Raw genomic sequence first — 13,519 nt, 5'->3', positions numbered from 1 at the left:
ACGGAAGTTAAGCTCTTTAGCGCCGATGGTAGTTGGGGGTTTCCCCCTGTTAGAGTAGGACGTTGCTAGGCAAAGAAGGTGGGACGAACTTTATGTTCGTTCCATCTTTTTTTTGTATTAAAAAAACTGCTTTTTCTCTTTACCTTTTTATTAATAAATAGCTAGAAGTATAAACTTTGAAATCATTTGAAAGCTGAAAACAGTGCATTCGGAATATAAATAAAGAGTTTTTATGAAAGAAATAAAGTCTAACTTAACTTGCCTTAACATTTATAAGTCCTCAAATGAATTTATAAGTCTTCAAAAAATTTTATAAGTCTTCACCAAAGTTTATAAGTCCTCAAAAATATTTATAAGTCTTTACCATATTCCCACCCCTAACCCTGAGCTTAAAACCATCCAAAAAGGAAACTTGGCATCTGCCAAGCTTTAATTCAATCTATAAAGTAAGCTCGGCATTACGCCGAGCCTCGTATTCAAACCCAAAAAGGAAACTTTGGCATCCGCCAAACTTCCTACTAAACTTCCCTAAAAACCACAACTGTTTTTGCATCAATTCTCCAGTTTCCAACTTGTCCAAAAAGTGTTATCCTTAACGAAGTATTTTTCACCTTGGGAGGCTTGCCATCATGTTAGATAATGCGTTCGTCATGGTTGGGATCATTTTATTGATCAATATTGTATATGTATCGTTTTTTACGATCAGGATGATCCTGACGTTGAAAGGACAAAGGTACTTGGCTGCCTTTATTAGTGTGTTCGAGGTCATTATCTATGTGGTCGGCCTCGGGCTTGTTCTTGATAACTTGAATGAGATTCAAAACTTAATTGCGTATGCGGTTGGTTATGGAATTGGTGTTTTAGTAGGAATGAAGATTGAAGAAAAGCTTGCACTTGGATATACTACTGTTAACGTAATTACGACAAATCTCGAAGGCGGCTTGCCAAACGAGCTTCGCAACAAAGGGTATGGTGTTACGAACTGGCTTGCAGAAGGTCGTGAAGGACAGCGTTTGATGATGGAGATTTTAACATCACGTAAATCAGAAATGAACCTATATAATACGGTAAAGGATTTAGATCCGAAGGCGTTTATTATTTCACATGAACCTAAAGCGTTTCATGGTGGATTTTGGGTTAAGGGTATCAGGAGGTAACAGATGGAGAAGAAACCTTCTAAAAAGAAGTTTGCTGTTGAAGCAGGAGAAACGATCTCGGATTGTCTGGATCGTATGGCCGATGAGGGCTATACACCGGTAAGACGTATGGAAGAGCCCGTTTTCCATGAAGTGAAACGAAACGGCAGAATGGAACCAGAAGTAAAGGAACAACGAATTGTATTTGAAGGCAAACTCCTTCAATAATGACCAAAACACGAACATTAAATGTGATATACAACTTAATGTTCGATTTTTGTTGACAAAACAAAACAATCATTGCTACAATAAAACCAGAAGAATAAAGCCCTCATATAATTTCGGGGATATGGCCCGTAAGTCTCTACCTGATGACCGTTATTTCATCAGACTATGAGGGAAAGCATCTTTCTGTCTATTTTTATCGGATACGTATGTCCAGTTGGCTGCTTTCTCTCATATTAGGGAGAAGCATACCAACTGGACTTTTTTATATTTTCTGACAATAAGGAGGCTACCATGGCTAAAGTTGGCGTGATCATGGGAAGTGTTTCAGATTGGGAAACAATGAAAGAAGCGTGTGACCTATTAGATGAACTAGAAGTAGCTTACGAGAAGAAGGTGGTTTCGGCACACCGTACACCGGATCTCATGTTTCAATACGCAGAAGAAGCAGAGCATAGAGGGATTGAAGTGATCATTGCTGGAGCAGGCGGAGCAGCTCACTTGCCAGGTATGGTCGCAGCAAAAACGATCCTGCCTGTAATCGGTGTTCCGGTTCAATCCAAAGCGCTTAACGGCATGGATTCACTGTTATCCATCGTTCAGATGCCAAAGGGTGTTCCTGTCGCGACAGTTGCGATCGGGAAGGCTGGTGCAGCAAATGCAGGACTTCTAGCCGCACAGATGGTAGCCGTACATGATGAAGGAGTCAAACAACGTTTAAAACAACGCCGTGCTACAGCACAACAATTGGCGATCGAAAGTAGTGAGCTTCTTGTTTAAGACGATAAAACCACAACAAACACTTGGTATACTTGGCGGAGGGCAGCTTGGCCGCATGATGGCGTTGAGCGCTCGTGAGATGGGATTGAACGTTGTTGTTTTAGAACCAGGTGAGAATTCACCATGCGGGCAAGTTGCAGATTATCAAATTACAACAGCTTATGATGACCGAGAAGGCATCAAGAAGCTTGCAGAACAAAGTGATGTCGTCACGTACGAGTTTGAAAACATAGATGCAGAGAGTGCGAACTGGTTGGAAGAGAACGCAAACTTACCTCAGGGAAGCCGTCTTCTTTCTGTCACTCAGCATCGTTTAAAAGAGAAAGAAACGCTACAAAAAGCAGGGGTTCCTGTAGCTCCCTATCGTCCAGTGACCGATCTTCGTTCACTCCAACGTGCGGTGGAAGAATTGGGTTACCCTTCTGTATTAAAAACGTGCAGAGGCGGTTACGACGGAAAAGGGCAGTTTGTGATCAAGCAAGAAAGTGATCTTGAGATTGCAGCAACACTTTTAGAAAAAGAGACAGATTGTGTGCTGGAAGCTTGGGTTGACTTTGAAAAAGAAATATCCGTAATCATAACGAGAAGTGTGAGCGGTGAGGTTAAATCGTTTCCGATCGCAGAGAATATACACAGAGAGAATATCCTGCATCAAACGATCGCGCCAGCACGCATCACGAACAAAACAGCGGATCAAGCAAAGCTCCTAGCGGGGTCAATCGCAACGGAATTAGAGCTTGTTGGTACGCTTGCCGTAGAGATGTTCGTCGCAAAAGACGGTACGATTTATGTGAACGAACTCGCGCCACGCCCGCATAACTCTGGGCATTACACGATCGAGGCGTGTGAGACTTCACAGTTCGATCAGCATGTACGCGCCGTATGCAACTGGCCGCTTGGCAATACAGAATTAATAAAACCAGCCGTGATGATCAACATATTAGGTGAACATCATGAGACTGTGTTACGCGAGATAGGAAATTTAGGAGAAGCGAAACTTCATCTGTACGGAAAGAAAGAAGCGAAAGCGAAACGAAAGATGGGGCATATCACGGTTTTAGGTGATACGATTGAACAGGCACTAGAAAAAGCAGAAAGAGTGTCCGCACTATTTTTAAGTGATAACAAAACGGAGGTAACACAATGATTGAACGCTATACACGCCCTGAAATGGGAGCGATCTGGACGGACGAAAATAAATATCAAGCGTGGCTTGAGGTAGAGATCTTAGCTTGTGAAGCTTGGGCAGAACTAGGAGATATTCCGAAAGAAGACGTGAAAAAGCTTCGCGAAAACGCGTCTTTTGATATTAACCGAATCCTAGAGATCGAAGAAGAAACACGCCACGATGTTGTTGCGTTTACGCGAGCGGTATCTGAAACACTTGGTGAAGAGCGCAAATGGGTACATTACGGACTAACTTCAACAGATGTAGTAGATACAGCTCTATCGTATCTACTTAAACAAGCAAACGACATTTTAGCGAAAGATCTAGATCGTTTCGTTGAGATTCTTGCTGAAAAAGCAAAAGAACATAAATATACCGTTATGATGGGTCGTACGCACGGAGTGCATGCTGAGCCGACAACGTTCGGATTGAAGCTTGCTCTTTGGTACGAAGAGATGAAACGTAACGTGGAGCGCTTCAAGCAAGCGTCTGATACGGTTCGTTTCGGAAAGATTTCTGGAGCCGTTGGAACGTATGCGAACATCGATCCGTTCGTTGAAAAATATGTGTGTGAAAAGCTTGGACTTGAAGCCGCGCCGATCTCAACGCAAACATTGCAGCGTGACCGTCATGCTCATTACATGTCAACTTTGGCACTTATCGCAACGAGCATCGAGAAGTTCGCAACAGAAGTACGCGGTCTTCAAAAGAGTGAGACGCGTGAAGTAGAAGAGTTCTTTGCAAAAGGTCAAAAAGGATCATCGGCAATGCCGCATAAACGTAATCCGATCGGATCTGAAAACATGACAGGTCTTGCTCGTGTAATCCGCGGTTACATGATGACAGCGTATGAGAACGTATCCCTATGGCATGAGCGTGATATCTCTCATTCATCAGCTGAACGTGTGATCTTACCAGATGCAACAATCGCACTGAACTACATGCTGAACCGTTTTGGCAACATCATCAAGAACTTAACCGTGTTCCCAGAGAACATGAAACGCAACATGGAGCGCACGTACGGTTTGATCTACTCACAGCGCGTCCTTCTTAAATTGATCGACAAAGGAATGGCACGTGAAGAAGCATACGACACAGTGCAGCCAAAAGCGATGCAAGCATGGGAAGAAGGCGTACAGTTCAGAACATTAGTAGAAGCTGAACAAAAAATTACTGAAAAATTAACACCTGAAGAAATCTCTGAATGCTTTGACTACAGTTATCATCTGTCACACGTAGACACAATCTTCGACAGATTAGGGCTTTAAAGGGTTTTATTAAAAGGATCTTTAAAGATTGTTGTTTTAGGAACGCTTCATTGACAAGTTGATTGGAGTGCAAGGTGCGAGACTCCTGCGGGACAGGTGGGCAGGTGAGACACTTATACGTGAAACGTACGAATGTGGCTCACCGCCTGCCCCGCGGAAAGCGAGCGCCTGAAACGGAAATCAACCTCTCTCAACGACAACAATGTCATACTACAAAAGCTTTTAAGAAGTACTTCAACTAAAAAGAGAGTGATCTATTGAACTCTCTTTCTCTTTGCCTTTTTTAAAAGATTGAATATTGGGAATCTTCATATAACGGAGGGGTCAGGATGGAGAAGTTAGAGCAGCTATACGAAGGAAAAGCAAAACGCATCTACCGCACAACAGACGAGAACATCGTCTGGGTCAGCTACAAAGATTCAGCAACAGCGTTCAACGGCGAGAAAAAAGCCGAGATCGCAGGAAAAGGAAGACTGAACAACGAGATCTCATCTATCCTTTTTGAACTTCTCAAAGAGAAGGGAATCGACTCCCACTTCGTAAAACGAGTATCCGAAACCGAACAACTCGTGAAGAAGGTGACCATCATCCCCTTAGAGGTGGTTGTCCGCAACATCGCGGCTGGTTCTTTATCAAAGCGTACGGGAATTCCTGAAGGTCAGATTCTTCCACGCACGATCGTCGAATTTTATTACAAAAACGATGACCTCGGCGATCCGCTTATTACGGAAGAACATATAGACATCATGAACTTGGCAACGCGAGAGCAACTCAGTCAGATTTCAGAACAAGCGATTCAGATCAACGAAGTGCTCACTTCTTATTTTGTTCAAAAGAACGTAAAGCTCGTCGACTTTAAGCTAGAGTTCGGAACAGATGCTAACGGAAACCTTATGCTCGCTGATGAAATTTCTCCTGATACTTGCCGTTTATGGGATGCAGAAACGAACGAGAAACTCGATAAAGATGTATTCCGCCGGGGATTAGGAAGTTTAACAGATGCTTATGAAAAAATACTACAACGTCTAGGAGGCCTATCATGTACAAAGTAAAGGTGTATGTAACATTAAGAGAGAGTGTATTAGATCCACAAGGTAAGGCAGTAATGAGCTCGCTTCACAAAATGGGACAGTCAGAGGTTGAAGATGTACGTATTGGTAAGTATCTGGAGTTAACGCTTCAAAAAGGGAATTACGATCTTGATGAGAAAATCGTGAACATGTGCTCTAAACTTTTATCGAATCCTGTGATCGAAGACTACCGCTACGAGGTGGAGGAGGTTGTCGCACAGTGAAGTTTGCTGTAATCGTTTTTCCAGGATCAAACTGTGACACTGACATGTATCATGCTGTAAAAGATGAGCTCGGCGCTGAAGTTGAGTACGTCTGGCACGATGCAACGAACTTAAATCAATTTGACGGTATCTTATTGCCTGGTGGTTTCTCTTATGGAGATTACCTCCGCTCTGGCGCTCTCGCACAATTCTCGAACGTGATGACAGAAGTGGTTAAAGCAGCACGTGAAGGAAAACCGGTTCTTGGCGTTTGTAACGGATTTCAGATTTTACTAGAAACAGGACTTCTTCCAGGAGCGATGCGCCGCAATGAATCATTGAAATTCATCTGCCAGCCAGAAGAGCTAGTCGTTGAGAACACATCGACGATCTTCACGACTCAGTATGAAAAAGGAGAAGTGATCTCCGTTCCGGTCGCACATGGTGAAGGCAACTATTATTGCGATGAAGAGACGCTGCAACAGCTAAAGGCAAACAATCAGATCGTATTCACATATAAAAACAATCCGAACGGATCAGTTGAAAACATTGCCGGTATCACGAACGAAGAAGGCAACGTGCTTGGAATGATGCCGCATCCGGAACGCGCGGTCGATGAGCTGTTAGGTAGCAAAGATGGTCTTAAATTATTTCAATCTATTGTGAAGAGCTGGAGGGAACGTTATGTCGCTGCAACATGAACCAACAAGTTCACAAATTAAAGAACAAAAATTATACCGTGAGATGGGTTTAAGTGATTCAGAGTTTGAACTCGTAGAAAAGATTATTGGCAGATCTCCTAACTGGACAGAAACAGGACTGTTCTCTGTTATGTGGAGTGAGCACTGTTCTTATAAAAATTCAAAGCCTGTTCTAAGCAAGTTCCCTACAAAAGGTGAGCGCGTCCTTCAAGGTCCTGGTGAAGGTGCTGGAATCGTGGATATCGGTGACGGTCAAGCGGTTGTTTTTAAGATCGAATCTCATAACCATCCTTCAGCGATCGAGCCTTACCAAGGAGCGGCAACAGGTGTTGGTGGAATCATCCGTGACGTTTTCTCGATGGGAGCGCGTCCGATCGCGATGCTGAACTCGCTTCGTTTTGGAGAGTTAGAGTCTCCGCGTGTGAAGTATTTGTTTGAGCAAGTAGTAGCGGGAATTGCAGGCTACGGCAACTGTATCGGAATTCCGACGGTTGGTGGAGAAGTTCAGTTCGATCCATCCTATGAAGGCAATCCGCTTGTTAACGCGATGTGTGTCGGTCTGATCGACCATAAAGACATTAAGAAGGGTCAAGCGAAAGGTGCAGGAAACTCTGTGATGTACGTTGGGGCGAAAACCGGCCGTGACGGTATCCACGGTGCAACATTTGCATCAGAAGAGCTTTCTGAAGCTTCAGAGGAAAAGCGCCCTGCGGTTCAAGTTGGCGATCCTTTTATGGAGAAACTCGTTATGGAAGCGTGCCTAGAGCTTATTCATAACTTTGATGCGCTTGTTGGGATTCAAGATATGGGTGCTGCAGGTCTTACGAGTTCGTCCGCTGAGATGGCAAGTAAAGCAGGCATGGGAATCGAGATGAACCTTGATCTTATTCCACAGCGTGAAACAGGAATGACGGCATACGAGATGATGCTTTCAGAATCTCAAGAGCGCATGTTGTTAGTCGTTGAAAAAGGCCGTGAGCATGAAGTGGAAAAAATCTTTGCAAAATGGGATCTTGATTGCGTAACGGTTGGAACGGTTATCGAAGAACAAGTCCTTCGTCTTACTCACCAAGGTGAGATCGTGGCAGATGTACCAGTAGATGCACTTGCAGAAGATGCTCCGGTTTATCATAAACCATCAAAAGAACCTGCTTATTATGGTGAGTTCCAAGCGCAAGCAGACTACTTCCCAGAGATTACTAGCTTCAAATCTACATTGCTATCTCTTTTAAAGCAGCCGACGATCGCGAGTAAAGAGTGGGTTTATAACCAATATGATTATATGGTACGTACGAACACGGTTGTAGCACCTGGATCGGATGCAGCAGTTGTTCGAATCCGCGGAACGAAAAAAGCGTTAGCGATGACAACAGACTGTAATTCTCGCTATCTCTATCTCGATCCAGAAGTAGGCGGCATGATCGCTGTTGCTGAAGCAGCTCGTAATCTCGTATGTTCAGGAGCACAGCCTCTAGCGGTGACAGATTGCTTGAACTACGGAAATCCTGAAAAGCCAGAGATCTTCTGGCAGTTAGAGAAATCAGCTGACGGTATGAGTGCGGCATGCAACAAGCTCGCAACGCCAGTCATCGGCGGTAACGTATCTCTTTATAACGAAACGAACGGTGTAGCCGTTTACCCGACACCCGTCATCGGTATGGTTGGGCTTATTGAAGACACGAAGCACATCGTGACTCAAAGCTTTAAAGAAGCTGGCGACATCATCTATCTAGTTGGTGAGAGCAAAGCTGAATTTGGCGGAAGTGAGCTTCAGAAGATGAAAGAAGGACGCATTTTTGGTAAAGCGCCTCACATCGATCTAGAAGTGGAAGAAACAAGACAGCGTGAGCTTTTAGCAGCGATTCAAAAAGGCTTGATCCAATCTGCGCATGACGTTGCAGAAGGCGGACTATCTGTTGCACTTGCCGAGTCTGTAATGGACGGAAAAGTAGGAGCGAGCGTAACGTTAACAGATGAGCCGATCGGAAGTCTTTTCGGAGAATCTCAATCCCGTTTCTTAGTCACAGTAAAACCTGAACATCAAGATGAGTTCCAACAGCTTGTAAAAGACGCAAAAATCATAGGTTTTGTACGTTCTGAGAGCGGTCTAGCGATCGATAATGAGCAGGGTGAAGAGTTGTTATCCTGCACGCTCCAGGAGATGCAAGACGCCTGGAAAGGAGCTATTCCATGCTTGCTGACATCAAAGGCTTAAATGAAGAATGTGGTGTGTTTGGGATCTGGGGTCACCCCGATGCTGCACAACTAACATATTACGGGCTACACAGCCTGCAGCACCGCGGACAAGAAGGAGCAGGAATCGTTGTAACAGACGGTGAGCGTTTACGCATTCATAAAGGAAGCGGCTTAGTAAACGATGTGTTTAGCAAAGGTGAACTAGAAGGTTTGATCGGACATGGTGCAATCGGCCATGTCCGGTATTCCACTGCAGGCGGCAATGAGCTTGCGAACGTTCAGCCTTTATTGTTCCGTTCTCAAACGAGCTCTCTGGCTCTTGCGCATAACGGTAATCTCGTAAATGCCAATGCATTAAAGCATCAGCTGGAATCACAAGGAAGCATCTTTCAGACAACATCGGATACAGAAGTCCTTGCTCACCTGATCAAGCGCAGCGGTTATTTTACTCTAAAAGAAAAAGTACAAAACGCATTAACGATGCTAAAAGGCGCGTATGCATTCTTAGTCATGACAGAAAACGAAATGATGGTAGCACTAGATCCGAACGGATTGCGTCCATTATCTCTAGGTATGCTGGGAGATGCGTATGTTGTAGCTTCTGAAACGTGTGCGTTCGACGTAGTTGGTGCCACATACGTGCGTGACGTGCAGCCGGGAGAACTTTTAATCATTAATGAAGATGGACTAACGGTTGATACGTTTTCGACGTCTGTACAACGCTCCATGTGTTCGATGGAATATATTTATTTTTCACGACCAGACAGCAACATTGAAGGAATAAACGTTCATGCGGCTCGTAAAAGTCTCGGAAAAAAGATGTATGAAGAAGCACCGATTGAAGCGGATGTTGTAACTGGTGTGCCTGATTCTAGTATCTCAGCTGCGATCGGTTATGCAGAAGCATCCGGTATTCCTTATGAGATCGGTTTGATTAAAAATCGCTATGTCGGGCGTACGTTCATCCAACCTTCTCAAGAGCTTCGTGAACTAGGTGTGAAGATGAAGCTTTCGCCGGTTCGAGGAATTGTAGAAGGTAAACGTGTCGTGATGGTGGACGATTCAATCGTACGCGGTACGACGAGCCGCCGAATCGTGAAGATGCTGCGTGCTGCGGGCGCTACAGAAGTTCACGTGCGCATTACAGCGCCACCGATCGCGCATCCGTGCTACTACGGCATCGATACGTCAGAACGTGCGGAACTGATCGCATCTAAGCATTCGGTAGATGAGATTCGCGAGATTATTGGTGCTGATTCCTTATCGTTTATTTCCGTAGAAGGATTAATGGAAGGTATCGGACGATCGAATGCCGAGCCGAACTGCGGTCAATGTTTAGCTTGTTTTACAGGACGATATCCAACAGAAATTTATCCAGATACTGTTTTACCATATGAAAAAGAGCTTGTTTAAAGGGGGAGAAGACGATGGCAGAAGCATATAAGCAAGCAGGCGTGAACATCGAAGCAGGATATGAAGCGGTCGATCGTATCAAGAAGCATGCACAGAGAACGAAGCGTCCGGAAGTATTAGCAGGACTTGGTGGATTTGGTGCGATGTTCGATCTATCAGGATTCTCACATAAAGAGCCTGTGCTGATTTCCGGAACAGACGGAGTAGGCACGAAACTGATGCTTGCGTTCATGGCGGATAAGCATGATACGATCGGTGTAGATGCGGTTGCGATGTGTGTGAACGATATCGTAGCGCAAGGCGCTGAGCCGCTTTATTTCCTGGACTATATTGCTTGCGGCACGCTTCACCCTGAGAAGATTGAGCAGATCGTTAGTGGGATCGCGGATGGCTGTGAACAAGCAGGATGTGCGCTCATCGGCGGAGAAACGGCAGAGATGCCTGGCATGTATGACAGTGAAGAGTATGATCTTGCCGGGTTTACGGTTGGAATCGCCGAGAAATCGAAGCTGATCAACGGCGCTGCTATCTCCGAGAACGATGTATTGATCGGACTTGCTTCAAACGGTCTTCATTCCAACGGTTTTTCACTCGTCCGTAAAGTTTTATTAGAAAACGCAGGTCTTGATCTGAACGAACACATTGAAAGTTTATCTAAAACATTAGGTGAAGAGCTGTTAACACCGACTCGCATCTATGTAAAACCGTTGCTTGAAGTGTTCAATCAGTTTGATGTGAACGGTGTTGCTCATATTACAGGCGGCGGATTCATTGAAAACATTCCTCGCATGCTGCCAGAAGGTCTTGCGGCAGAAGTAGATTATGGTTCATGGCCGGTTCCTGCAATTTTTGATCTAATCGAAGAAAAAGGAAACCTGACACGGAAAGAGATGTTCACAACGTTTAACATGGGAATTGGAATGGTGCTCTCGGTTTCAGAAGAAAATATGCTTCCGATCATCCGCCTTTTAGAAGAAACGGGCGAGAAGCCTTACATTATCGGTCGCGTGAAGCAAGGTGAAGGCGTGATCTTTGGCGGAGGAAACATCGAATGAGAAAAATAGCTGTATTTGCTTCTGGAAGCGGAAGTAACTTTCAAGCCATCGTAGACGCGGTTGAAGCAGGCGAGCTTCAAGCGGATATCGAGCTTTTAGTATGTGATAAACCGGGGGCAAAGGTGATCGATCGTGCGCGCCACTTCGGGATTCCAACGTACTCATTCTTGCCTAAAACATTTGCATCAAAAGCTGATTTTGAAAAAGAAATCGTTTCTGAACTTCAATCCTATGGAGTAGAATTTATCGTTCTCGCAGGATATATGAGGCTGGTTGGTGAGGTATTATTAAAAGCGTATGAAGGCTGTATCATCAATATCCACCCGTCGTATCTGCCAGCCTTTCCTGGTAAAGATGCGGTCGGACAAGCTCTAAAAGCGAACGTTGCCGAAACAGGTGTAACGGTTCATTATGTAGACAGTGGCATGGATACAGGTCCGATCATCGAACAAGTAAGAATCCCCGTATTGCCAGGCGATACAGAGGATACCCTGCAGCAGCGCATCCAAAAAGCAGAACACCAATTATACCCAGCCATCATCAACAAACTATTACAAAAAGACACCGTAGGAGGCCTCTTACATTGACGATCAAACGTGCACTTATAAGCGTATCAAATAAAGAAGGATTACTTCACTTTGCAGAAAAACTAGCTCATCACGGCGTAGAGATCATCTCTACAGGCGGAACAAAAAAAGCGTTACAAGACGCAGGAATTCCTGTAATCGGTATTTCTGAAGTGACTGGTTTTCCTGAGATCATGGACGGACGTGTTAAAACGCTACATCCAAAAATTCATGGCGGTTTACTCGCTGTCCGTGATAATGAGACACATCAAACAGCGATGCAAGAAAATGAGATCTCTCCGATCGATCTAGTTGTCGTAAACCTTTATCCGTTCAAAGAGACGATTGCAAAAGAAGGTACAACATTCGCTGATGCGATCGAGAACATCGATATCGGCGGACCGAGTATGCTTCGTTCAGCTGCAAAAAATCACGCCTACGTAACGGTCGTTGTCGATCCGGCAGACTATGAGACAGTAGCGGATGAGCTTGATGGTGCAGGAGCTGTAAGTGAAGAGACGCGCCGAAGACTTGCTGCGAAGACGTTCCGTCATACAGCGGCTTATGATGCGTTGATTGCAGAATATTTAACAGCAGCTGTAGAAGAGGAACACCCGGAATCCTACACGGTAACATATGAAAAGAAACAGGACCTTCGATATGGTGAGAACCCTCATCAAAAAGCCGCGTTTTATTCGACGCCACTGAAGAACACGCTCTCTTTAACAGACGCTGAACAGCTTCACGGAAAAGAGCTTTCGTACAACAACATCAACGACGCAGATGCAGCACTCTCGATCGTAAAAGAGTTCGTTGATCCAGCTGTAGTTGCGGTTAAGCACATGAATCCATGTGGCGTTGGAACAGGCTCAACGATCCTTGAAGCGTACACCCGTGCGTTTGAAGCAGACCCTGTATCAATCTTCGGCGGCATCATCGCTGCTAACACAGAAATAGATGAAGAAACAGCTCAAAAATTGAGTGGGATTTTCCTAGAGATCATCATCGCTCCTTCATTTACAGTGAAAGCGTTAGAGATCCTAACGAAAAAGAAGAACATCCGTTTATTAAAATTAGATTTTACAGAAGGCAAAGGAATCGCCAAAAAAATCACAACCGTTTCTGGCGGAATGTTAGTTCAAGAGGAAGACGTTTTCGGGTTAGATGATGCGAACGTGACGATTCCTACAAAACGCCAGCCGACTGAGCAAGAGTGGAAAGATTTGAAGCTTGCTTGGAAAGTGGTAAAACACGTGAAATCAAATGCGATCGTCTTAGCGAAAGACGAAATGACAGTAGGTGTTGGTGCGGGTCAGATGAACCGCGTTGGCGCAGCGAAAATCGCGATCGAGCAAGCGGGGAAACGTGCACAAGGTTCTGCTCTTGGATCAGATGCGTTCTTCCCAATGGATGACTCCGTAGAAGCAGCGGCACGCGCTGGTGTTACAGCGATCATCCAGCCAGGCGGATCGATTAAGGATGAAGATTCGATCAAAAAAGCAGACGAGCACGGCATCACGATGGTGTTCACAGGCGTAAGACACTTTAAGCACTAATCTTACTCAGGATTACGTGGAAGTGTTGATTTCCGTTCCAGGTGCTCCCTTTCCGGGGGGCGTGCGGTGAGCCTCTTAGCGCTCTGCGCTGTTAAGAGTCTCACCTGTCCCGCTAATCCCCCAGGAGTCTCGCACCTTGCACTCCAATCAACTATTCAATGATGAAAAATACTTAAAATCTT

General features: G+C 44.9%; 13 protein-coding genes, 1 rRNA gene and 1 riboswitch. All 14 genes read left to right on the top strand.

All coding sequences use genetic code 11. The annotated features are described in order from the left end of the window. A 5S ribosomal RNA gene (rrf, locus tag FS458_RS21320) occupies positions 1–71 on the top strand; the annotation flags it as partial. 558 nt (positions 72–629) lie between these two features. Continuing rightward, entirely contained in the window at positions 630–1,157 is a 528-nt protein-coding gene (locus FS458_RS18970) for a DUF2179 domain-containing protein (protein WP_066390813.1), read from the top strand. 3 nt (positions 1,158–1,160) lie between these two features. After that, the gene (locus FS458_RS18965) at positions 1,161–1,364 is read left to right on the top strand and encodes an NETI motif-containing protein (protein ID WP_066390814.1); all 204 of its coding nucleotides are present in this window, start codon (positions 1,161–1,163) and stop codon (positions 1,362–1,364) included. Between the two features lie 83 nt (positions 1,365–1,447). After that, a riboswitch (purine riboswitch) is annotated at positions 1,448–1,550 on the top strand. Between the two features lie 105 nt (positions 1,551–1,655). Next, positions 1,656–2,141, top strand: coding sequence for a 5-(carboxyamino)imidazole ribonucleotide mutase (gene purE, locus FS458_RS18960; protein WP_066390815.1), 486 nt, complete (start codon positions 1,656–1,658; stop codon positions 2,139–2,141). Beyond that, positions 2,134–3,288, top strand: a complete 1,155-nt coding sequence (purK, locus tag FS458_RS18955; protein ID WP_391503412.1) for a 5-(carboxyamino)imidazole ribonucleotide synthase — start codon at positions 2,134–2,136, stop codon at positions 3,286–3,288. The genes purE and purK overlap by 8 nt, the downstream gene beginning before the upstream one ends. Further along, the gene (gene purB / locus FS458_RS18950; protein ID WP_144704474.1) at positions 3,285–4,577 is read left to right on the top strand and encodes an adenylosuccinate lyase; all 1,293 of its coding nucleotides are present in this window, start codon (positions 3,285–3,287) and stop codon (positions 4,575–4,577) included. Before purK ends, purB begins: the two co-directional genes overlap by 4 nt. Positions 4,578–4,906: 329 nt before the next feature. Next, positions 4,907–5,629, top strand: coding sequence for a phosphoribosylaminoimidazolesuccinocarboxamide synthase (gene purC, locus FS458_RS18945; protein WP_144704472.1), 723 nt, complete (start codon positions 4,907–4,909; stop codon positions 5,627–5,629). Continuing rightward, complete coding sequence (gene purS, locus FS458_RS18940; protein WP_066242802.1) at positions 5,617–5,871, top strand: phosphoribosylformylglycinamidine synthase subunit PurS; 255 nt, start codon at positions 5,617–5,619, stop codon at positions 5,869–5,871. Before purC ends, purS begins: the two co-directional genes overlap by 13 nt. Then, complete coding sequence (purQ, locus tag FS458_RS18935; protein ID WP_144704469.1) at positions 5,868–6,551, top strand: phosphoribosylformylglycinamidine synthase subunit PurQ; 684 nt, start codon at positions 5,868–5,870, stop codon at positions 6,549–6,551. Before purS ends, purQ begins: the two co-directional genes overlap by 4 nt. Next, positions 6,535–8,766, top strand: coding sequence for a phosphoribosylformylglycinamidine synthase subunit PurL (purL, locus tag FS458_RS18930; protein WP_144704466.1), 2,232 nt, complete (start codon positions 6,535–6,537; stop codon positions 8,764–8,766). The genes purQ and purL overlap by 17 nt, the downstream gene beginning before the upstream one ends. After that, complete coding sequence (purF, locus tag FS458_RS18925) at positions 8,742–10,160, top strand: amidophosphoribosyltransferase (protein WP_066399607.1); 1,419 nt, start codon at positions 8,742–8,744, stop codon at positions 10,158–10,160. Before purL ends, purF begins: the two co-directional genes overlap by 25 nt. 14 nt (positions 10,161–10,174) lie before the next feature. Then, entirely contained in the window at positions 10,175–11,215 is a 1,041-nt protein-coding gene (purM, locus tag FS458_RS18920; protein WP_144704463.1) for a phosphoribosylformylglycinamidine cyclo-ligase, read from the top strand. Beyond that, positions 11,212–11,802 carry a phosphoribosylglycinamide formyltransferase gene (gene purN / locus FS458_RS18915; protein ID WP_144704460.1) on the top strand — a complete coding sequence of 197 codons (591 nt, stop codon included), beginning with the start codon at positions 11,212–11,214 and terminating at the stop codon, positions 11,800–11,802. Before purM ends, purN begins: the two co-directional genes overlap by 4 nt. Next, positions 11,799–13,337: a bifunctional phosphoribosylaminoimidazolecarboxamide formyltransferase/IMP cyclohydrolase gene (purH, locus tag FS458_RS18910; protein ID WP_144704457.1), complete on the top strand. Its 1,539-nt coding sequence runs from the start codon at positions 11,799–11,801 to the stop codon at positions 13,335–13,337. Before purN ends, purH begins: the two co-directional genes overlap by 4 nt. Positions 13,338–13,519 lie beyond the last annotated feature (182 nt).

The sequence above is a fragment of the Fictibacillus phosphorivorans genome (assembly GCF_007673525.1).
Lineage (GTDB): Bacteria > Bacillota > Bacilli > Bacillales > Fictibacillaceae > Fictibacillus > Fictibacillus phosphorivorans_C.
This window is presented reverse-complemented; position numbering and strand designations above follow the sequence as displayed.